Origin of the sequence: Rosenbergiella sp. YN46, assembly GCF_036620675.1 — a bacterium.
Lineage (GTDB): Bacteria > Pseudomonadota > Gammaproteobacteria > Enterobacterales > Enterobacteriaceae > Jejubacter.
Window position 1 is genome coordinate 13,165 of record NZ_JAZHEE010000042.1, and the last position, 20,054, is coordinate 33,218.

Consider the following 20,054-nt stretch of genomic DNA (forward strand, 5'->3'; position numbering starts at 1 on the left):
GACAGAAAGCAATCAAAAAAAAACACCTCCTATGATTAACATAAAAGAATGCACATTCTCTTTGCCTTGATGATTTACTTACCTACAAATTACAGATTAAAATAACAATTAATGATAATTCGTCCGTTTCAGTTCCTTAGCCGCCACAGTGACGGTTCTATCACCAGGATCCAAAAATGAAACAACTGATCTACAATAAAAATAAAAATCAACAATCTGATGTTAATCTACCATCACAATTGACGATTTTCACCTCAGTTATGATCACTTAATAAAAAATCAAAACAATCGATGCAAGATAATGTTTTATAAGTATTTTAGTTGTTTCTTATGTTCCCTTAGATCGCAAAATTCAATTAAGACTATTCTCATCTTGTTATTTATGTGTAAAGTCCAAAGAATAATCTCAAACAGAAGGAAATTGTTGTGCTCAGGTTAATGCATACAGGAAAAGGATATCTTATTAACCGCAGCGTTGAATTCAGACCTAATGAGAGATCGCTTTATAACCGACTAACTGAGAATGAGGTTCATCTGCAACTTCCGGCCACGCTATGCTTTCTGTATTTAATTAAAAATGCAGGAAAAGTGTCGCCGCAAAGAGAATTAATCGCCGCAGGCTGGGGGGATAATAACGGTGGAACTTCACCCAATACCTTCTATCAAACCATACTAACGCTACGCAACTCGCTACAAAATGTCGGGCTGCCGCGCGATACCATTAAAACCATTTCGCGACGCGGTATGATGCTGTCTGAAACCACGACTATCGCTCGCCTTTCCATCGATGAAAGTGATGAAAGCGATGAAGAAAGTTGTACCTCTTCTGTTATCTCAGCGGTAAGCGAATCCAGGGTTCCTGTACAGCCTCTTGTGTCGCCAGAACATCCCGATATGCCGCCGCTAAGTACGATGCCACCAGGCGTTTCCCGAAAAGTACGGCTGCTGCTGTTAAGCTATGTAATATCCGGGCTGTTTCTGTTTTTTATGCTGTTCAATACGGAGCCTGCGCCCATCTTCAGCCACTACCTGCCGCTATCCATGCAGATGCAAAAGGAGCAATCCTGCCGAATCTTTTACGAACCGAATGAAGTGTTTGTCGATTATTACTTTAGCTACATGCTCGCACATCGGGAACTTTGTAAAGAGCACGCCACGCTCTATCTTTCCGGCTTTAGCAGCAGTAATAAAATTACCGCGTTTGTCTGCAATAGCGACTTACGCACCAACCCCAATGCAGTTTGCTCAACCTGGCTGGCCTTCAAACATGAAAGTTAAATCACTGCTGCTTTTCATCGTACCGTTGCTGTTCATCTGTGCCGGCATTGGGCGCTGGTATAGCTGGAACCACCCGTCCATTAGCTGTGGCGGCCAGATAACATGGGAGATAGGCAGAGAATCTTTTGCAGGCAACCTGAGTTATCAGTTAAATAACGGCGTGGGCCTTGCAATCCTCACCGGAAAACTTAAAACGCCGGAACGCAGCTGGAATATCAGTCGCAGTATCTACTTCAGCTATACCCAACGCCATAATGCGTATCTGTTGACGTCGGAAAAAATTATCGCCTCTGCGCCGGACAAACTGGATGCCCGCTATATCGGCATGACTCTACCCGGTTTTTACCTTCAACAGGGCAAGGAGCTGAATCTGATTATTGAGCGCTACAATAATCGCTGGCTGTTTTACGCATCGGATGTTCCCTCGCTATTGTGCACAAAGGAGCCTTAATCACGCGCCAGACTAAGTAATAATAGGGGAGGATTTTCACCATGCGCCGACAGGCGCATAACTCAGGGAGACACCATGTGAAAAACTTTCAGTACGGTTATTTCGCGCTAATTATGGCGACCGGAATCGTCAGCATCGCCTGCCATCTGGCAGGAATCAATCTTGCCGCCCGGGCGCTGTTTATTCTGAACAATATTCAGTACGTCATCTGCCTTGCACTGGCGCTGGGCAAACTAGTTCTCGCCCCGGGCAGCGTCTGGCGCGATCTGACCCACCACGAGAAGGGGCCGGGTTACCTGACCATGGTAGCCGCCACCAACGTTCTGGGCGTTCAGTACGTACAGATGACGGAACTGCATCTGGTGCCACTCGCGCTCTTCTGGCTGGGCTGCGGGCTGTATGTAGTGCTGGTGAATACCATGCTAACCGGCGTGACCATGGCGAAATCTAAACCGGCGCTGATGCAGGGGATGAACGGCAGCTGGCTATTGTGCACCGTTTCCGGCTGTTCCGTGGCGATACTGGGGAGCAGTCTCTCCGCCCCCGGCGTCACCAGTAAGGGATTCTTTCTGTTCTGCGTCGGTATCTGGTCTATCGGCATTATGTTGTATCTGATGGTGATTGCGCTGGCCTTCCTGCGCTGGTTGTTTGTGCCTATGGATGATAAAAGCTTCTCGCCGACCTGGTGGATTAATATGGGGGCGCTGGCTATTTCGACCCTGGCGGGTAGCCATCTGTATGCTATGGCGCTCCCCCTGCCGCAGCTTGATGTTCTGGCGCCCATTATTCTGGGCATTAGCCTGTTCCTGTGGTCAGCCTCCTGCTGGTGGCTGGTGCTGCTGCTGTTTATCCTGGTCTGGCGTATCGCCAGCCGCGCCTTTACCCCCGGCTACAGCCTGCAGAACTGGTCCGCCATCTTCCCGATGGGGATGTTCTGCGTCGCCTCCATGAGCTTTTTACCGCAGGTAGGGGTGAGTAGCTGGATGCCGTTGCTTCAACATCTGTTTACCCCCGTCGTTCTGGCACTTTGGGCCTGGGTATTCGTCGGGTTTCTCACGATGCTGTACCGGCAGTCGAAGGCATAAAAAAAGGGCCGGCAAATGCCGGCCCTCTTCTGGGATGTCGCTTACGCGAACAATTACCGGGACAGACGCTCTTTGATACGAGCTGCCTTACCAGTACGCTCACGCAGGTAGTACAGTTTAGCTTTACGAACGGCACCACGACGTTTAACAGCAATGCTGTCAACAACCGGAGAGTGAGTCTGGAATACACGCTCTACGCCTTCGCCGTTAGAAATCTTACGAACAGTGAATGCAGAATGCAGACCGCGGTTACGGATAGCGATAACCACGCCCTCGAATGCCTGCAGACGCTTCTTGGAACCTTCAACAACCCATACTTTCACTTCCACGGTATCGCCCGGACGGAAGGAAGGTACGTCCTGCTTCATCTGCTCTTGTTCAAGCTGTTTGATAATGTTGCTCATAATTTAATCTCTTATCCTGGGTAAACTGATATTTTGAGTGGTCGGCGTTATGCCGCCCCATCATCGTTTTGTTGCTCTTGCGTCTGTTCCAGCTGGAACTCCGCCAGCAACCTTGCTTGCTCTTCAGTCAGAGCCAGGTTTTCCAGAAGTTCAGGTCTTCTAAGCCAGGTGCGTCCTAACGACTGCTTCAAACGCCAGCGCCGGATTTCAGCATGGTTTCCCGACAGTAATACCGGCGGTACTTCCATTCCTTCCAGCACTTCAGGACGCGTATAGTGCGGACAGTCCAGCAACCCATCGGCAAACGAATCTTCAGTTGCCGAGGCTTCATGGCCCAGAACCCCCGGTATAAACCGGGAAACCGAGTCAATCAGCGTCATTGCTGGTAACTCTCCCCCACTCAGTACGTAATCGCCAATTGACCATTCTTCGTCAATTTCGGTCTGGATTACGCGCTCGTCAACCCCTTCGTAACGGCCACACACCAGAATCAGTTTCTGATTGGTGGCCAGCTCGCTAACGCCGGTCTGATCGAGCTTACGCCCCTGAGGTGACAGATAAATCACCTTAGCGCCTTCGCCTGCCGCGGCTCTGGCTGCATTGATGGCGTCCTTTAACGGTTGCACCATCATAAGCATCCCCGGCCCGCCACCGTATGGACGATCGTCCACGGTACGATGCCTGTCATGCGTGAAGTCACGCGGACTCCAGCACTGAATGCTCAGCAGGCCATTTTTTACTGCCCGGCCAGTTACCCCGTAATCAGTAATTGCGCGGAACATCTCTGGAAACAGGCTGACTATACCAATAAACACAAGCCAATCCCCATAGCGCCACTCTGTTACCGTTTATCCGGAGGTTTAAAAACCAGGATCCCACTCGACTTCGATAATTCGGGTCGTGAGATCGACTTTCTTGATAACCTGCCCATCGAGGAACGGAACCAGCCGCTCCTTGACCCCGAATGCATCCTTCAGGTTTGCCTTAATGACAAGAACGTCATTCGACCCGGTCTCCATCAGCTCGCTGACTTTGCCCAGGTTGTACCCTGCGGTAGTGACGACCTGGCAACCAATAAGGTCTTTCCAGTAGTAGTCACCTTCCTCAAGGGACGGCAGCTGCGAAGCGTCAACCATAATCTCGCTGTTGGTGAGCTGGTTTGCCGCATCGCGATCGTCAACGCCTTTCAGCTTGATGATCATATCCTGATTGTGATGGCGCCAGCTTTCAATCTCCAGCTGTTGCCACTGACCTGCCCGTTTAATAAACCAGGGCTGATAGTCAAAAATGCCTTCGGACTCTTCGGTGGAGGAAAACACTCTGAGCCAACCACGAATGCCATAAGAGGAACCCAGCTTTCCCAGAATAACGGGATCAACGGGCACCGCCGCGGCGTGTTGCTTGCTCATCATGACCACCGTGACAGATTAAGCTGCTTTTTTCGCGGCTTTAATCAGCTGCGCAACGCGATCGGAAACGGTAGCGCCCTGGCCAACCCAGTGCTCAATACGATCCAGGTTCAGGCGAGTGCCTTCTTCCTTCTCGTTAGCGATAGGGTTGAAGAAACCAACGCGCTCAATGAAGCGACCGTTGCGAGCATTACGGCTGTCGGCAACGACAACCTGGTAGAACGGACGCTTTTTAGCGCCGTGACGTGCTAAACGAATAGTTACCATAACATCCTCTTGTGTGAATAAAACAACCGGGCCCCATCGAGGAACGGAGCCCGGTGTCATATTAAAGCCCGAAAATTTTACTCATTTTCGCGCAAAAATCAATTGAAGAAGTGAACAAAGCCCGGGGACAAGCCCCGCGATAACCGCTTATCTGCCCGGGAAGCCAGGGGGCATCATCCCCTTCATTCCGCGCATCATCTTGGCCATGCCGCCTTTCTTCATCTTCTTCATCATACGCTGCATATCGTCAAACTGCTTCAGCAGGCGGTTAACGTCCTGAACCTGCATGCCGCAGCCGGCGGCGATACGGCGTTTACGCGACCCTTTGATGATCTCCGGACGCTCACGCTCCTTGCGGGTCATGGAGCTGATAATCGCCTCCATGCGCACCAGGACTTTATCGTCCATCTGCGACTTCACGTTATCCGGCAGTTGACCCATGCCCGGCAATTTGCCCATCAGGCTCGCCATGCCGCCCATGTTTTTCATCTGCTTTAGCTGATCCAGAAAGTCGTTAAGATCGAAGCCATCGCCCTTCTTCAGCTTCTTCGCCAGCTTTTCGGCCTGATCGCGGTCAACCTTGCTTTCAATATCCTCGATCAGCGACAGCACATCGCCCATGCCGAGAATACGCGAAGCGATACGGTCCGGATGGAACGGCTCCAGCGCTTCGGTCTTTTCGCCGACGCCGAGGAACTTAATGGGCTTGCCGGTAATGTGGCGAATAGAGAGCGCCGCGCCGCCGCGGGCGTCGCCGTCCACTTTGGTCAGCACCACGCCGGTCAGCGGCAGCGCTTCATTGAAGGCCTTCGCGGTATTCGCGGCATCCTGCCCGGTCATGGCGTCCACCACGAACAGGGTCTCTACCGGGTTGATCGCGGCGTGAACCTGTTTGATCTCGTCCATCATCGCTTCATCAACGTGCAGGCGACCGGCGGTATCTACCAGCAGCACGTCGTAGAACTTAAGCTTCGCCTCTTTCAGCGCGGCGTTGACTATCTCAACCGGCTTTTGCTGAACGTCGGAGGGGAAGAAGTCGACGCCCACCTGCTGGGCCAGGGTTTCCAGCTGTTTGATTGCCGCCGGGCGATAAACGTCCGCCGAAACAACCAGCACCTTCTTTTTGTGCTTTTCACGCAGGAATTTACCCAGTTTACCAACGCTTGTTGTTTTACCGGCCCCCTGCAGGCCCGCCATCAGTACCACGGCCGGCGGCTGAGCCGCCAGATTCAGTTCATTGTTCTCTTCGCCCATGGCGGCGACCAGCTCGCCGCGCACGATTTTGACGAACTCCTGACCCGGCGTCAGGCTCTTGTTAACCTCGTGACCTACCGCCTTCTCTTTTACGCGGCTGATAAAATCACGAACCACCGGAAGGGCCACATCGGCTTCCAGCAGCGCCATGCGCACTTCGCGCAGGGTATCTTTGATGTTCTCTTCAGTAAGGCGCCCGCGGCCGCTGATATTGCGCAGCGTGCGCGACAATCGGTCAGTTAAGTTATCAAACATTGTCTCTTGCCTGGGGTGGTGACTTTAGGTCGCTCACGCGACTGCAACGTATAATTTGGGGACGAGTATATCACGAAGCCGCCCATGTGCGATGCAAGCAACGGTTGGAGCGGGGGCCGGGTAACGTTATACTGCCTTATCGACTCTCTGGCTCATAACCGACACCTGTATATGCCTGTTTTTGCACTGCTTGCGCTTGTCGCCTACTCATTCAGTCTGGCGCTGATCGTTCCTGGCCTGTTAAAGAAAAACAGCGGATGGCGCCGTTTCGCCCTGATTTCCGCCGTTATCGCGCTGGTCTGCCACGGCCTGGCGCTACAGGCTCGTATCTTTGCGGCCGAAGGTGGCCAGAACCTGAGCCTGCTTAACGTCGGCTCACTGGTCAGCCTGATGATCTGTACCGTCATGACTATCGTCGCATCGCGCAATCGCGGCTGGCTGCTGCTGCCCATCGTCTATGCCTTCGCGCTGATCAATCTGGCGCTGGCGACCTTTATGCCCAATGAGTTTATTACCCATCTGGAAGCCACGCCGGGAGTGATGGTGCACATCGGGCTGTCGCTGTTCGCTTACGCCACGCTAATTATCGCCGCGCTCTACGCGTTACAGCTCGCATGGATCGACTATCAGTTGAAGAATAAGCGTCTGGCCTTTAGCGCCGATATGCCGCCGCTGATGACGATTGAACGCAAGATGTTTCACATCACCCAGGTCGGCGTGGTACTACTGACCCTGACCCTGTGCTCGGGCCTGTTCTATATGAACAACCTGTTCAGTTCGGAAAATATCGATAAGGCCATCCTGTCCATTATGGCATGGTTCGTCTATATCATCCTGCTGTGGGGGCACTATCATGGCGGCTGGCGTGGTCGGCGCGTAGTCTGGTTTAACGTGGCCGGCGCCGCCCTGCTGACGCTGGCCTACTTTGGAAGTCGGATACTGCAACACGTCTCCGGCTAAGTTTGTCACTGTAAAGGAAACCCTCTTGGAACACATCTCAACCACCACACTGATCGTCAGCCTGATCGTGATGGTGGTGATTTCTGCTTACTTTTCCGGCTCGGAAACCGGAATGATGACCTTAAACCGCTATCGCCTGCGCCACCTGTCGCGTCAGGGGAACCGCGCCGCGAAGCGGGTTGAAAAACTGCTGCAGAAACCGGATCGGCTGATAAGCCTGGTGCTTATTGGCAATAACCTCGTCAATATTCTTGCTTCAGCGCTGGGCACTATCGTCGGCATGCGTCTGTACGGTGATGCCGGGGTCGCCATCGCCACTGGCGTGCTGACCTTCGTGGTGCTGATATTCGCCGAAGTACTGCCAAAAACCATCGCCGCGCTCTATCCGGAAAAGGTCGCCTTTCCCAGCAGCTTCCTGCTGGCGCCGCTGCAGATAATCATGATGCCGCTGGTGTGGCTGCTCAACATGATTACCCGCGTCCTGATGCGCCTGGTGGGCATAAAAACCGACGGCGCCGTTAGCGCCGCGCTCAGTAAAGACGAACTGCGCACCATCGTTAACGAGTCCCACTCTCAGATTTCGCGCCGCAACCAGGATATGCTGCTGTCGGTGCTGGATCTCGAAAAAGTAACCGTCGACGATATTATGGTGCCGCGTAACGAAATCGTCGGTATCGATATCAACGGCGACTGGAAGTCGATTCTGCGCCAGCTCACCCATTCGCCCCACGGCCGCATCGTGCTGTACCGCGAATCGCTGGATGACGCTATCAGCATGCTGCGGGTACGTGAAGCCTGGCGCCTGATGACCGAGAAAAAAGAGTTCACCAAAGAAACGGTGCTGCGCGCCGCCGACGAAATTTACTACATTCCGGAAGGCACACCGCTGAATGTGCAACTGGTGAAATTCCAGCGCAACAAGAAGAAGGTCGGCCTGGTCGTGGATGAATATGGCGACATTCAGGGCCTGGTATCGGTAGAGGATATTCTCGAAGAGATCGTCGGCGACTTTACGACGTCAATGTCACCCACCCTTGCCGAAGAGGTGCGTCCGCAGAACGACGGCTCGGTGCTGATTGAAGGCAGCGCCAACGTGCGCGAACTGAATAAAGCCTTTAACTGGAAGATGCCGGAAGACGAAGCCCGCACCGTTAACGGCATGATTCTCGAAGCGCTGGAAGAAATTCCCGCGCCGGGTACCCGGGTGCGTATCGATCAGTATGATATCGATATCCTGGACGTTCAGGACAATATGATTAAGCAGGTCAAAGTGATGCCGGTAAAACCGCTACGCGAAAGCGTGGAAGGTTAACCAGGTCGCCCTCTCCAAGCGGAGAGGGCGACCGCTTCAAAGCAATCAGGCCTTCGCCTTCGCCACGGAAACCATCGCGGCACGGATAGTGCGGCCATTCAGGGTATACCCCTTTTGCATCACCATCAGTACGTGGTTTGGCTCAACCTCTTCAGATTCCACCATCGCAATCGCCTGGTGAACATCCGGGTTGAACGGCACGCTGGTATCGCCCACGACTTCAACGCCGAACTTACGTACCACATCGAGCATCGATTTACGGGTCAGCTCAATCCCTTCAATCATCGCGGCCATATCGCTGTTTTCTTTATCAGCCACTTCCAGGGCGCGATCCAGGCTGTCGAGCACCGGCAGCAGTTCGTTAACGAACTTCTCCAGCGCGAACTTATGTGCCTTTTCTACATCCTGTTCGGTACGGCGACGCAGGTTTTCCATATCAGCTTTGGCACGCAGCAAGGTATCGCGTTCATGCTGCTGAACTTCAGCTAGCTGCGCTTCCAGATTAGCGATACGTTCGTCGCGCGGATCCACCTGCTCAGCACTTTCAGTCACTTCCACTTCGTCATGCTGCTGTTCCGTGGCGTTCTCTTCAGAGACTTGCTCGTCCGGTCGATTCTGTTCTTTACTACTCATGAAATTCTCCGCGTTTCTTTAGCATTCATCTGGCTGGTTCGCTTATTATGGGGATCAGTTTCCCGGATTCAAGGGAAGCGGGCAGATTGTGGAACGCACGCCTTGTTTAAGGACCTGACTGGAAAATGAATAAACATTTCAACTGCATCGGTATTGTCGGGCATCCACGCCATCCCACCGCGCTGACCACTCACGAAATGCTCTGGCGCTGGCTGCACGAAGCGGGTTATGACGTTATTGTCGAGCAACAGATAGCTCAGGAGCTTCAGCTCAGCCAGGTGCGTACCGGCACCCTGGCGGAAATCGGCCAGCAGGCGGATCTTGCCGTGGTGGTCGGTGGGGACGGAAATATGCTCGGCGCAGCCCGGGTGCTGGCGCGTTACGACATCAGGGTCATCGGCATCAACCGCGGCAATCTGGGGTTCCTGACCGACCTCGATCCCGACAACGCACAGCAGCAGCTCGCCGATGTGCTTGAGGGCCACTATATCACCGAGCAGCGCTTTTTGCTGGAGGCTCAGGTGTGCCGACGCGATCGCCAGAGCCGCCTGAGCACCGCCATCAATGAAGTGGTGCTGCACCCGGGCAAGGTCGCGCACATGATAGAATTTGAAGTCTACATCGACGAAAAATTCGCATTCTCCCAGCGTTCGGACGGGCTTATCATCTCTACGCCCACCGGTTCCACCGCCTATTCGCTTTCTGCCGGCGGCCCGATTCTGACCCCGTCGCTAAACGCCATTACCCTGGTACCGATGTTCCCCCATACCCTGTCGGCGCGCCCGCTGGTGATTGACAGCAGCAGCACTATCCGCCTGCGCTTTTCCCATATGCGCAGCGACCTGGAAATCAGCTGCGACAGCCAAATCGCCCTGCCGATTCAGGAAGGCGAAGATGTGGTCATTCGCCGCTGTAACTACCATCTGAATCTTATCCACCCCAAAGATTACAGCTATTTCAATACATTAAGCTCAAAACTGGGCTGGTCAAAAAAATTATTCTGAAATGCCCGTAGCCACTTTACTGTATAAAAAACCAGGTTATACTGTGTAAAAACACAGCCCTGATATTTATACAGGAGAGTGGTTATGCTGGCACAGCTCACCATCAGCAACTTCGCTATCGTTCGTGACCTTGAGGTAGATTTTCAGCGTGGTATGACCGCCATCACCGGCGAGACCGGCGCGGGCAAATCCATCGCCATCGACGCGCTGGCGCTATGCCTGGGCGGCCGAGCCGAGGCCGACATGGTGCGCCCCGGCGCCGCGCGCGCCGACCTGTGCGCCCGCTTTTCGCTTAAGGATACGCCTGCCGCCCGCCGCTGGCTGGAACACAACGAGCTGGAAGATGGCAGCGAATGCCTGCTGCGCCGGGTAATCAACGCCGATGGCCGCTCCCGGGGCTTTATTAACGGCACCGCCGTTCCTCTCTCTCAGCTACGCGATCTGGGCCAGCTGCTGATCCAGATCCACGGCCAGCACGCCCACCAGCAGCTTTTGCGCCCGGAGCACCAGAAACACCTGCTGGACGGCTACGCGGGCCAGGCGACGCTCCGCCAGGAAATGGCCGAACGCTACCGCGCCTGGCACCGCAGCTGTCGGGAACAAGCCTGCTTCCAGCAGCAGGCGCAGGAGCGGGCAGCCCGCGCCGAACTGCTGCACTACCAGCTGAAAGAACTGAATGAATTTGCCCCTCAGCCGGGCGAGTTCGAAACCATTGATGAAGAGTACCGCCGCCTGGCGAACAGCGGCCAGTTGCTCTCCACCGGCCAGCAGGCGCTGACGCTGCTGGCGGACGGAGAAGACCAGACGCTAAGCAGCCAGCTCTACAGCGCCCGCCAGCTGGTCACTGAACTGGCAGGCATGGACGATAAGCTTTCCGGGGTGCTGGAGATGCTGGAAGAGGCCGCTATCCAGATAGATGAGGCCAGCGACGAACTACGCCACTACTGCGACCGTATGGATCTGGATCCTAACCGCCTGTTCGAACTGGAACAGCGCATTTCGCGCCAGATAGCCCTGGCCCGCAAGCATCAGATAGCGCCGGAAGCGCTGCCGGAGCTGCACCAGCAGTTGCTGGAAGAGCAGCGCCTGCTGGACGAACAGGACGAAGGTCAGGAAGCGCTGGCTCTGGCGGTAGAACAGAACCATCGTCTGGCCCTTGAAACCGCGCAGCGCCTGCATCAGAGCCGTAGCGCCAGCGCCCGGGAGCTGGAGCGACTTATCGCTGACAGCATGCGCGCACTGGCCATGCCCCATGGTCGGCTGACTATCGCGGTGGAGTTCAGTGAAAATCAGCTCACGGCAGAAGGGGCGGATCGCGTGGAATTTCACGTATGCACCAACCCGGGCCAGCCGCTGCAGCCGCTGGCCAAAGTCGCCTCCGGCGGCGAACTGTCGCGTATCGCGCTGGCAATCCAGGTGATCACCGCCCGTAAGATGGAAACGCCGGCACTGATCTTCGACGAAGTGGACGTGGGCATCAGCGGCCCTACCGCGGCGGTCGTAGGCCAGATGCTGCGCCAGCTTGGCGACTCCACTCAGGTGATGTGCGTTACCCATCTGCCCCAGGTGGCAGGCTGCGGGCATCAGCACTTCTTTGTCAGCAAAGAGACCGACGGCGAAATGACCGAAACCCGCATGCAGCCGCTGGACAAGCGGGCAAGGCTGCGCGAACTGGCGCGCCTGCTGGGCGGCAGCGAGGTCACACGCAACACCCTGGCCAACGCCAAAGATCTGCTGGCAGCCTGAGCCCCCCGCCGCCGAATTTCGGGGCGACGGCAAAGAGCCTGACGAATAAAGCAGGAATTGGCCAGCACTAAAAACGGTGCGCCAGGGCGCTGGCGGAAATCAGCGAAGCGGCGTAAAACGCGGCACTCAGGCAAAAATGTCGCAAAAACAGGCGCCCGGTTGCCAACTTTTTTCGCGGTCGGCGGTCTCAGTGAAGCGCCTTTAAGGTTTTAAACTGCGTAAAGGTTTATTATCATCGGCGTATTACGTATGAGCCACGCGCCGTTCGGGCCCGAAAAGGAATCAAATCACTATGCGCTGTAAAACGCTGACTGCCGCCGCAGCGGTTCTTCTGATGTTAACCGCCGGCTGTTCCACTCTGGAGCGAGTGGTTTATCGCCCTGACATCAGCCAGGGCAACTATCTGGCTCCTGGCGACGTTTCAAAAATCCGCGTCGGTATGACGCAGCAGCAGGTTGCCTATGCACTGGGCACGCCGATGATGAGCGATCCCTTCGGCAGCAACACCTGGTACTACATCTTCCGCCAACAGCCGGGGCACGAAAAAGTCACCCAGCAGACCCTGACGCTGACCTTCGACAGCAACGGCGTGCTGACCAACATCGACAACAAACCCGCCCTGCAGAAGTAACCGGCAGGCAGGCAATAAAAAAGCTCCCGTCGGGAGCTTTTTTATTATCGCTAAACCGCTATAACGATTTCTTCTTTTCCGCGGCCCGTTCAGCGCGCTGGCGGCGCAGCGCTTTCGGATCGGCGATAAGCGGGCGATAGATCTCCACCCGGTCACCGTCATGCACCTCGTCGCTCGCTTTCGCCAGACGGCTGTAAATACCCAGCTTATTCTTTTGCAGATCGATATCCGGGCGCAGCTCCAGCAGGCCGGAAGCAATAATAGCCTGCTCCAGGGTCGCCCCCTGGGGCAGCGTCACCCGCCGCAGATACTGCTGTTCCGGCAGCGCGTAAACCACCTCAACCTGAATTTCAGGCGACACGGTATACCTCTTTGGCTCTGGAGGTGAACGCCTGCACCATATTGCCCGCCAGCTCTTTAAAGATTCGACCAAAGGCCAGCTCGATAAGCTTATTGGTAAACTCAAAATCCAGCTGGAATTCGATACGACAGGCATCCGGCGCCAGCGGCGTAAACTTCCAGCCGCCCATCAATTTCTTAAAGGGGCCATCCACCAGATGCATCAGGATACTCTGGTTGCTGGTCAGCGTATTGCGGGTGGTAAAGGTCTTGCTGATGCCAGCCTTCGCCACGTCCACTGCCGCCGTCATCTGACCGGGCGTGGATTCCAGCACCCGGCTGCCCACGCAGCCCGGCAGGAAGTCGGGATAAGACTTTACATCATTGACTAACTGATACATCTGCTCAGCGCTATAGGGCACCAGCGCAGTGCGACTGATCTGCGGCATACCGTTTCCTGTGTCTCATACAACCCGCAGATAATAACATTTCTGGCCTGGCAAAGAAAAATTACGCAGCAAGACATGCTAACATAGCTCATCCCCCACTGGATGGGGTGCGTTTTACCATCGGATTACCTATACTGAGCGGCACTATGACGAAGAAAAAAGCACACAAACCTGGCTCAGCCACCATTGCGCTTAATAAGCGCGCCCGCCATGAATACTTTATCGAAGATGAATACGAAGCGGGCCTGGCCCTTCAGGGCTGGGAAGTTAAGTCGCTGCGTGCCGGTAAGGCCAATATTGGCGACAGCTATGTGATCCTGAGAGATGGCGAAGCTTACCTGTTCGGCGCTAACTTTACGCCGCTGAGCGTTGCCTCCACCCACGTAGTCTGCGATCCAACCCGCACCCGTAAGCTGTTGCTGAACCAGCGCGAGCTGGACACCCTGTACGGGCGCATTAACCGCGAAGGCTATACCATAGTGGCGCTGTCGCTGTACTGGAAGAACGCCTGGTGCAAGGTGAAGATTGGCGTGGCGAAAGGTAAGAAGCAGCACGACAAACGCAACGATGTGAAAGATCGTGAATGGCAGGTCGATAAAGCGCGGATCATGAAAAACGCCGGTCGTTAACCTTCCTCCTCCCGTGCTGTCGCTACGGCGACAGCCATTTTCCCTCTATCCCCCTGACTTTTCTTAGTAAATAACCATAGCCAGAGTATTGACCCACGTCTTAATTAGAATAATTATGCACTCAAAATAAAAATTCATTCATCAATACTTCGGGACAGACCATGAAAAACGCTAAAGGACTTTGCCACGCGCTGCCGCTGCTGGCACTCTTAACGCTGGCCGGTTGCCAGCAGGCTGCAACACCCAACGCCGTTCGCCAGACCACGCCGGATAGCCACGCCGCCCTGTCGCGCAGCGCAGAACAGCCTGGCCACGCCTGGCTGGAAATCTCACGCGGTAAACTGACCAGTAATATCCGCCAGGTTCAGCAGTTGCTGGCAGGAAAATCCACCCTGTGCGCCATTCTGAAAGGCGACGCTTATGGTCATGGCCTGTCGCTGGTTACGCCGGTCATGGTGGAAAATAACGTTCAGTGCATCGGCATCGCCAGCAACGCCGAAGTGAAAACGGTACGTGACCTGGGCTTTAAAGGCCGCCTGATGCGGGTGCGCAGCGCTTCACCCCAGGAGATGGCGAAAGCTCTCGACTATAACGTCGAGGAGTTAATCGGTAACCCGCAGGTTGCCAGCGAGCTGAACGCACTGGCAAAGCAGCGCGGCAAAACCCTGTCCATTCACCTTGGCCTGAATTCCGGCGGCATGTCGCGTAACGGGCTGGATGTCGGCACGCCACAGGGCATCGCCACGGCCAGCCAGATAGCCCACCTCAGCAACCTGAAGGTGGTGGGGATCATGACCCACTACCCGATGGAAGACGAAGCCGAAATCCGCGCCGGGCTGAAGCTGTTTAACCAGCAGGCGGCTGCCGTTATCGCCGCCGCCGGACTGAAGCGCAGCGATATTACGCTGCATACCGCCAACACCTGGGCCACGCTACGGGTACCGGAATCGCGCCTGGATTTAGTACGGGTCGGCGGCATCTTCTATGGCGATACCACCGCCACTCACAGCTATCAGCGGGTGATGACCTATAAATCCAGCGTCGCTGCCGTTAACGCCTATAAAAAAGGGGCCACCGTAGGCTATGACCGTACTTACACATTAAAGCGCGACTCCCTGCTGGCTAACATTCCGGTAGGCTATGCCGACGGCTACCTGCGCGATTTCAGCAACAAGGGCCACGTACTGATTGGCGGCCAGCGCTACCCGGTGGTGGGTAAAACCTCGATGAACACCATTATGGTGGATGTGACCGGCACATCGGGTATCGCTCCCGGCGACGAAGTGGTGCTGTTCGGCAAACAGGGCAACGCCGAAGTGACTGGCGAAGAGGTGGAAGAAATTACCGATGTACTGTTCACCCAGACCTCTATCCTGTGGGGCGCCACCGTGCCACGGGTGCTGGTGGACTAAACCGCGCGGCAGCCCGCCGACGCGGGCTGCCTGAATTGTCGCCACTCTCGTCAGCGACGGTTCTCCCGTGACAAAATTGTGATATACTCGATTCACTCTTTGGGGCTGATTCTGGATTCGACGGGATTCGCGAAACCCAAGGTGCATGCCGAGGTGCGGTAGGCCTCGCTAAAAAACCGCAAAAAAATAGTCGCAAACGACGAAAACTACGCTTTAGCAGCTTAATAACCTGCTCAGAGCCCTCTCTCCCTAGCCTCCGCTCTTAGGACGGGGATCAAGAGAGGTCAAACCCAAAAGAGATCGCGTGGATGCCTTGCCTGGGGTTGAAGCGTTAAAACTAATCAGGCTAGTTTGTTAGTGGCGTGTCCGTCCGCAGCTGGCAGGCGAATGTAAAGACCGGACTAAGCATGTAGTGCCGAGGATGTAGGAATTTCGGACGCGGGTTCAACTCCCGCCAGCTCCACCAAATTTTGTTCCAAAGAAATCCAAGAAAGACCGAAAAGCCCGTAGCCATCAAGGTTTACGGGCTTTTCTTTATCCAGTGTTGTCTTGTGTCATCTTGTAATATCCCTTCTTTTTTGGCACTCTTTTTGGCACTCGAGGAAATCTCGTATAGTCATGAGGTGCCAACGATGAACGCATTAAACCCGGATAGTAAACGTTCAAACACCTTATCTCCCCTCTTAGTTGGTCAGCTATCGAGTGTCCTTGAAAAAGCGCGTCACGTAAGTCACATCTGTCACAGGCTACTTAATGTTATGATATAAAAGACTTTTACTGTGACACTGTTTCAATCAGGCCGTGACTCCTCCAATATGCGTGTCACATGTGCCAGGTAATTGAGGGACGGACGAGTGCCAAAACAAACAAAGCCGTTAACAGATACTGAAATCAAAGCAGCCAAGCCCAGAGAGAAAGACTACTCTCTTTATGATGGAGATGGGCTAAATATCCTAGTTAAAACAACGGGTAAAAAAATCTGGCAATTCCGATATTCAAGGCCAGTGAATGGGCTACGAGCCAAGCTCACTTTCGGTACATACCCAGCAATATCCCTCAAAGATGCCCGCGAACAGCGTGACAATGCCCGCGCACTGATAGCCAAACAAGTTGATCCACAAGACCACCAGCGCGATCAGTTGAGGCAAACCCAGCAAGAACGAGCCAATACCTTTCAGGTAATTGCTAAGCTGTGGTGGGAAGTGAAGAAAACAAGCGTTACCGAAGATTATGCTCAGGATATCTGGCGCTCATTAGAGAAAGATATATTTCCAATCATTGGTAATGTAGCTATCTCCGATATCAAGACACGAACTTTAGTTCAGGCAATTGAACCGGTTGAGGCCCGAGGTGCGTTAGAAACAGTCCGTCGCCTCTGCCAGCGGATTAATGAGATCATGATTTATGCACAAAACACAGGTCTGATTGATACGGTTCCCAGCATTAACATCGGTAAAGCTTTTGAGAAACCTCAAAAGAAACATATGCCCAGTATCCGTCCAGAGCAACTACCAATGCTGATGCAGACAATGCGGCTTGCGAACATTGAATTGCCCACCCGCTGCCTGTTTATGTGGCAATTGCTGACACTGACCCGCCCTGCTGAAGCTGCTGGCACTCGTTGGGAAGAGATCGATTTTGCTGCTAAGTTATGGCGTATACCCGCCAGCAGGATGAAGATGGGACGTGAACATATAGTTCCATTAACAGAACAAACACTTAATATTTTAGAGCTAATGAAGCCACTAAGCGAAAACAAGGAGTATGTATTTCCGAGCAGGATAAAACCAACCCAGCCGATGAACAGCCAAACTGTCAATGCAGCTCTCAAACGGGCGGGGTTTAGCGGCATGTTAGTTTCTCATGGTCTGCGTTCTATCGGCAGTACCAGACTCAATGAAGAAGGCTTTCCCCCTGACGTAATCGAAGCAGCTTTAGCTCATGTTGATAAAAATGAAGTCAGACGCGCATACAACCGCAGCGACTATCTAGAGCAACGCAAACCAATGATGCAGTGGTGGGCTGATTTTGTCACTGCGGCGGATAGTGGCAGTATGATGAATAATAGTATTCGAGGATTGAGGTCTGTGGGATGAAGCGCAATAAAAATAATCATAAAGAATATGATCGCAATTCACGGCGTACAACAATGTTCAAGCCAGGAAATAAGGTATCTGTTGGTAAAAAGAATGCCTTTGGTGGTAATCCAGTTAAACGAATTAGGGATCTGCGTATCATTCATGACTATATGAATTTCATGTCTCCAAAGGACCATCCTTTAGCAGTAATGATGCTATACAGGAAAGAAAATTCTGTGTTTTATGAGCGCATATGTAGCTCTATCTGCAATGAGACTCTATATGTTGAGTTTGGTTATCTAGCAGAACGCCTCTATTATGAATATCATAGAAGAGGAATGAAGAGTTTTAGCAGAGTTCTGAATCCGACTGAGAAAGAAGCTGTGCTATTTTTAAGCAATAAGTACCATTTATCAGATGAAGCAATTCGTTCAATCATAAAGAAATCTCGTTCCAAGCCGTCAGAAAATACTAATTCCATACCAGCATTAATTCATATGCCTCCTAAACGAATTTATCTGGATAATTTAACTCATCAGCAACAATTAGAATTAGAGCAGAAAAATATAGACTACATGGAGTCAGTGACAGTCTACGACATAGAGGAATCACAATACCAAAGTGAAGATGACAGACAAGCTGCCATTGAAAGTTCAAAACTATATTATGATGAATTAAGGAATCAACTATCGTCATTAGAACGTAGAGCAAAAGAAGAACCTGATGGGAAAGCCTTTTTGACACCTCCCCCCCCTCGTCCTACATATCTACATACAATCCTCAGCTCAGAGGCTTATCAGGAATATGAGCATCAGAAGATAAAAGAATATAAAAAGCGCAATAAATCAGATAAATAAATATCACTCCGCTATTTTCACAAACCCGCGGCCATAATGTTACGTCCATTCTCTTAATATCTCCATTATAATCCCGATAGCACTTGTATAATCTAAGTTTTTTAAATAAGGAGAATAAGAATGCATGGTGAAATCACTGAAAAATTACTGCGTATTAATGATGTTCTGCGCATCATTCCTGTTGGGAAATCTACCTTCTATGCATGGGTGCAGGAGGGTAAAGCCCCCCAGCCTATCCGTTTTGGTTCTCGTTGCTCGATGTGGCGGTACTCTGATATTGAGGCATTTATCGCAGCACATACGAATAATGAGGGGGGTTGTCATGAGTAATAAACACTCCATCATTGAAGCAGCTATCGCACTGGCGAAACAGCATATTCCTGTACATCCGTTGAAAGCTGGGACAAAACTCCCTGTGAATAAAGGTTGGTCATCCTCGCCGATCCTGTCAGTTAATGAAGTAGAAAATCAGGCCCCCACATGGGCAGTTAAAAATTATAACTTAGGGATGAGGACGGGTTACCCACTGGATGATGACAGTATATTATTAGTAGTGGATATTGATATCCATGGCGCAGCACTGACTGAGGACATGAAAAACGAACTGAATAACCAACTTAAGGCATTTGGGTTAGACCCAAATAACCCCACGGTTATTACAGGTAGCGGGAAAAATTCTTGTCACTATTACGTGTCATTTACTGATAAAGATCTGGCCACCCAGGTAGGTGCAGCTAAGACGCTTTCTAAATCGACATTCTGCAATGATGATGGTAAACCTTGCTGGATTATTGAACTGCTGGGGAAAGGTAAACAAGTTGTCTGCCCACCCAGTATCCATCCAGATACAGGCAAGCACTACACATCAATCAATAATAGGATCATAAAAGCACCTGAACCATTAGTTCATTCACTGCGAACTATATTGGCTAACAAACCTGTCCTCTGCCATAACATTATGCTTTCAGATATCTCTGAGGATATGCAGACGATTTTTCACCAATGTTTTGATAAGGCAATGGATAGTTTCACGGATGTTGAAAAACTGAAAAGTGCATTGAATACAATCAGCGCTGACTGCGACTATGTTACCTGGCGAAATGTCGTCTGGTCCATACGATCACATAATATTATGGATTCAGAAAGTATTGCTCGCGACTGGAGCAAATCCTCCAGAAAATATGACGAAGATGAGTTTACTATTCTCTGGAAGTCATACGCCCCAACCGGAGGTATTGGTGCAGGTACGCTTTACTATATCGCAACACAGCATGGCTGGACTGGGTACGAAAAAAATGCAGTGAGTCAGACAGTACAGCCTGTACCGAGTAGCAACCAATGCCCTTGCTTTCGTATTTTTGATAGCAAAGTTTATCATAGTACTGGTAATTATTGTGCTGGCGTATGGCATTTTTATAGTAATGAAAATGAAGTTAAAGGTGAGTTAGTTTGTTCCCCAGTAACTATCGATGCTATTACATGTGACACATCGGAAAGAAACTTCGGGCGGTTATTGACAATCACCTGTAGTGGTCAACAAAAACTGGCCACAGCTTTAGAGTTTTTCCAGAACAATCGTTCTGATTCATCCGGCGTCAGAC

22 protein-coding genes and 1 other RNA gene are annotated in these 20,054 nt (G+C 52.4%); 15 read left to right on the forward strand and 8 right to left on the reverse strand.

The annotated features are described in order from the left end of the window. The first annotated feature begins 438 nt into the window (after nucleotides 1–438). The 3 genes from V3W49_RS20035 (at nucleotide 439) to V3W49_RS20045 (ending at nucleotide 2,814) form a co-directional block, all read left to right on the forward strand. On the forward strand, nucleotides 439–1,278 hold the full coding sequence (locus V3W49_RS20035; protein WP_500147771.1) for a winged helix-turn-helix domain-containing protein: 840 nt from the start codon (nucleotides 439–441) through the stop codon (nucleotides 1,276–1,278). Continuing rightward, nucleotides 1,268–1,729 carry a YqeJ family protein gene (locus V3W49_RS20040; protein ID WP_500147754.1) on the forward strand — a complete coding sequence of 154 codons (462 nt, stop codon included), beginning with the start codon at nucleotides 1,268–1,270 and terminating at the stop codon, nucleotides 1,727–1,729. Before V3W49_RS20035 ends, V3W49_RS20040 begins: the two co-directional genes overlap by 11 nt. Nucleotides 1,730–1,806: 77 nt before the next feature. Further along, nucleotides 1,807–2,814: a tellurite resistance/C4-dicarboxylate transporter family protein gene (locus tag V3W49_RS20045; RefSeq protein WP_500147755.1), complete on the forward strand. Its 1,008-nt coding sequence runs from the start codon at nucleotides 1,807–1,809 to the stop codon at nucleotides 2,812–2,814. A gap of 53 nt (nucleotides 2,815–2,867) precedes the next feature. Here the strand turns inward: V3W49_RS20045 and rplS are convergent, their stop codons facing one another. The 5 genes from rplS to ffh form a co-directional block, all read right to left on the reverse strand. Beyond that, nucleotides 2,868–3,218, reverse strand: a complete 351-nt coding sequence (rplS, locus tag V3W49_RS20050) for a 50S ribosomal protein L19 (protein WP_500147756.1) — start codon at nucleotides 3,216–3,218, stop codon at nucleotides 2,868–2,870. 47 nt (nucleotides 3,219–3,265) lie between these two features. Further along, nucleotides 3,266–4,033 (reverse strand): tRNA (guanosine(37)-N1)-methyltransferase TrmD, encoded by a 768-nt coding sequence (gene trmD / locus V3W49_RS20055; RefSeq protein ID WP_500147757.1) that lies wholly within the window; start codon nucleotides 4,031–4,033, stop codon nucleotides 3,266–3,268. A 45-nt stretch (nucleotides 4,034–4,078) separates the two neighbouring features. Further along, nucleotides 4,079–4,627, reverse strand: coding sequence for a ribosome maturation factor RimM (gene rimM, locus V3W49_RS20060; RefSeq protein WP_500147772.1), 549 nt, complete (start codon nucleotides 4,625–4,627; stop codon nucleotides 4,079–4,081). Between the two features lie 18 nt (nucleotides 4,628–4,645). Continuing rightward, entirely contained in the window at nucleotides 4,646–4,894 is a 249-nt protein-coding gene (gene rpsP, locus V3W49_RS20065; protein WP_500147758.1) for a 30S ribosomal protein S16, read from the reverse strand. 147 nt (nucleotides 4,895–5,041) lie between these two features. Next, nucleotides 5,042–6,403, reverse strand: a complete 1,362-nt coding sequence (gene ffh, locus V3W49_RS20070; protein ID WP_500147759.1) for a signal recognition particle protein — start codon at nucleotides 6,401–6,403, stop codon at nucleotides 5,042–5,044. A gap of 171 nt (nucleotides 6,404–6,574) precedes the next feature. Between ffh and V3W49_RS20075 the strand changes: the two genes are divergently transcribed. Both V3W49_RS20075 and V3W49_RS20080 read left to right on the forward strand, forming a co-directional pair. Continuing rightward, nucleotides 6,575–7,363, forward strand: a complete 789-nt coding sequence (locus tag V3W49_RS20075; RefSeq protein WP_500147760.1) for a cytochrome C assembly family protein — start codon at nucleotides 6,575–6,577, stop codon at nucleotides 7,361–7,363. A 25-nt stretch (nucleotides 7,364–7,388) separates the two neighbouring features. Then, the gene (locus tag V3W49_RS20080; protein ID WP_500147761.1) at nucleotides 7,389–8,675 is read left to right on the forward strand and encodes an HlyC/CorC family transporter; all 1,287 of its coding nucleotides are present in this window, start codon (nucleotides 7,389–7,391) and stop codon (nucleotides 8,673–8,675) included. Between the two features lie 45 nt (nucleotides 8,676–8,720). Here the strand turns inward: V3W49_RS20080 and grpE are convergent, their stop codons facing one another. Beyond that, nucleotides 8,721–9,308, reverse strand: a complete 588-nt coding sequence (grpE, locus tag V3W49_RS20085; RefSeq protein ID WP_500147762.1) for a nucleotide exchange factor GrpE — start codon at nucleotides 9,306–9,308, stop codon at nucleotides 8,721–8,723. Nucleotides 9,309–9,433: 125 nt separating this feature from the next. Here grpE and nadK point away from each other — a divergent pair, with 125 nt between their 5' ends. The 3 genes from nadK (at nucleotide 9,434) to bamE (ending at nucleotide 12,689) form a co-directional block, all read left to right on the forward strand. Next, a complete protein-coding gene (gene nadK / locus V3W49_RS20090) occupies nucleotides 9,434–10,312 on the forward strand; it encodes an NAD(+) kinase (protein WP_500147763.1) in 879 nt (292 codons plus the stop codon). Between the two features lie 84 nt (nucleotides 10,313–10,396). Next, nucleotides 10,397–12,058 carry a DNA repair protein RecN gene (gene recN, locus V3W49_RS20095; RefSeq protein WP_500147764.1) on the forward strand — a complete coding sequence of 554 codons (1,662 nt, stop codon included), beginning with the start codon at nucleotides 10,397–10,399 and terminating at the stop codon, nucleotides 12,056–12,058. 292 nt (nucleotides 12,059–12,350) lie between these two features. Beyond that, entirely contained in the window at nucleotides 12,351–12,689 is a 339-nt protein-coding gene (gene bamE / locus V3W49_RS20100; protein ID WP_500147765.1) for an outer membrane protein assembly factor BamE, read from the forward strand. Nucleotides 12,690–12,747: 58 nt separating this feature from the next. Here bamE and V3W49_RS20105 read toward each other — a convergent pair whose 3' ends face one another. After that, on the reverse strand, nucleotides 12,748–13,050 hold the full coding sequence (locus V3W49_RS20105) for an RnfH family protein (protein ID WP_500147766.1): 303 nt from the start codon (nucleotides 13,048–13,050) through the stop codon (nucleotides 12,748–12,750). Beyond that, a complete protein-coding gene (locus tag V3W49_RS20110) occupies nucleotides 13,040–13,477 on the reverse strand; it encodes a type II toxin-antitoxin system RatA family toxin (RefSeq protein ID WP_500147767.1) in 438 nt (145 codons plus the stop codon). Before V3W49_RS20110 ends, V3W49_RS20105 begins: the two co-directional genes overlap by 11 nt. A gap of 146 nt (nucleotides 13,478–13,623) precedes the next feature. Between V3W49_RS20110 and smpB the strand changes: the two genes are divergently transcribed. From smpB to V3W49_RS20145, 7 genes are all read left to right on the forward strand, one after another. Continuing rightward, nucleotides 13,624–14,106: an SsrA-binding protein SmpB gene (smpB, locus tag V3W49_RS20115; protein ID WP_500147768.1), complete on the forward strand. Its 483-nt coding sequence runs from the start codon at nucleotides 13,624–13,626 to the stop codon at nucleotides 14,104–14,106. A gap of 161 nt (nucleotides 14,107–14,267) precedes the next feature. Next, nucleotides 14,268–15,518, forward strand: a complete 1,251-nt coding sequence (gene alr, locus V3W49_RS20120; RefSeq protein ID WP_500147769.1) for an alanine racemase — start codon at nucleotides 14,268–14,270, stop codon at nucleotides 15,516–15,518. Nucleotides 15,519–15,619: 101 nt separating this feature from the next. Further along, nucleotides 15,620–15,984, forward strand: a transfer-messenger RNA (tmRNA) gene (gene ssrA, locus V3W49_RS20125). 388 nt (nucleotides 15,985–16,372) lie between these two features. Then, nucleotides 16,373–17,614, forward strand: a complete 1,242-nt coding sequence (locus tag V3W49_RS20130; RefSeq protein WP_137500035.1) for an integrase domain-containing protein — start codon at nucleotides 16,373–16,375, stop codon at nucleotides 17,612–17,614. After that, complete coding sequence (locus V3W49_RS20135) at nucleotides 17,611–18,453, forward strand: hypothetical protein (protein WP_473740292.1); 843 nt, start codon at nucleotides 17,611–17,613, stop codon at nucleotides 18,451–18,453. Before V3W49_RS20130 ends, V3W49_RS20135 begins: the two co-directional genes overlap by 4 nt. A gap of 120 nt (nucleotides 18,454–18,573) precedes the next feature. Continuing rightward, nucleotides 18,574–18,783 carry a helix-turn-helix transcriptional regulator gene (locus V3W49_RS20140; protein ID WP_165408604.1) on the forward strand — a complete coding sequence of 70 codons (210 nt, stop codon included), beginning with the start codon at nucleotides 18,574–18,576 and terminating at the stop codon, nucleotides 18,781–18,783. Next, nucleotides 18,776–20,054 (forward strand): bifunctional DNA primase/polymerase (locus V3W49_RS20145; protein WP_500147770.1); only part of this gene is annotated, 1,279 nt, incomplete at its 3' end. The genes V3W49_RS20140 and V3W49_RS20145, both read left to right, overlap by 8 nt.